Consider the following 974-nt stretch of genomic DNA (forward strand, 5'->3'; position numbering starts at 1 on the left):
CCGCGGGAGCCGGTGCGACCGACGCGGCCAACGCGGCCAACGCGGGATGCGGCGCGGCGTGGCCGCGCTGGGACGCGTTCAAGCGCGATTTCATCTCGGCCGACGGCCGCGTGATCGACGTCGGCTCGGCCGATTCACGCACGGTGTCGGAGGGGCAGGCGTATGGACTTTTCTTCGCGCTGGTCGCGAACGACCGGCGCATGTTCGACACGATCCTCGCATGGACCGAGAACAATCTCGCGCAGGGCGACCTGACCTCGCATCTGCCGGCGTGGCTGTGGGGCCGTGCGCCCGACGGCGCGTGGCGCGTGCTCGACGCGAACGCGGCGTCGGACGCCGACCTGTGGATCGCATATGCGCTCGTCGAGGCCGGGCGGCTGTGGCACGAACGCAGCTACACGGCGCGCGGCGCGCTGCTCGCGAAGCGCGTGCTCGACGACGAGACGGCGACCGTGCCGGGCCTTGGCCTCACGCTGTTGCCCGGGCCGACGGGGTTCAAGCTCGCCGACGGCCAGTGGCGCGTGAACCCGAGCTATTCGCCGCCGCAGGTGATCCGCGCGCTCGGCGCGCGCCTGCCCGACGACAAGCGCTGGGCCGCGCTCGTCTCGAGCACGGGACGTGTGCTGCTCGACACCGCACCGAAAGGCTTTTCGCCCGACTGGGCGCTGTATCGCGCGGGCACCGGTTTCGGGCCCGATCGCGAAACGCATGCGGAGAGCGCGTACAACGCGATCCGCGTGTATCTGTGGGCCGGCATGCTCGACCGCGCCGATCCGCTTGCCGCACCGATGCTCGCCCGTTTTGCGCCGTTCGCCGACTACATCGCCGCGCATGGCGCGCCGCCGGAGAAGGTCGATACGACGACGGGCGTTGCGGGGCCGAACGACGGCAACGGCGGGTTTTCCGCGGCAGCCGTGCCGTTCCTCGACGCACGCGGCCAGCGCGCGCTCGCGGATGCCCAGGCAGCGCGCGTC

Annotated in this window: 1 protein-coding gene; it reads left to right on the forward strand. The window is 72.0% G+C overall.

Translation table 11 applies throughout. The annotated features are described in order from the left end of the window. A partial coding sequence (gene bcsZ / locus G3N99_RS40610; protein ID WP_206125241.1) for a cellulose synthase complex periplasmic endoglucanase BcsZ occupies window positions 1-974 on the forward strand: 974 nt, incomplete at both ends.

Origin of the sequence: Burkholderia sp. Ac-20392 (assembly GCF_017104585.1) — a bacterium.
Taxonomy (GTDB): Bacteria; Pseudomonadota; Gammaproteobacteria; order Burkholderiales; family Burkholderiaceae; genus Burkholderia; species Burkholderia lata.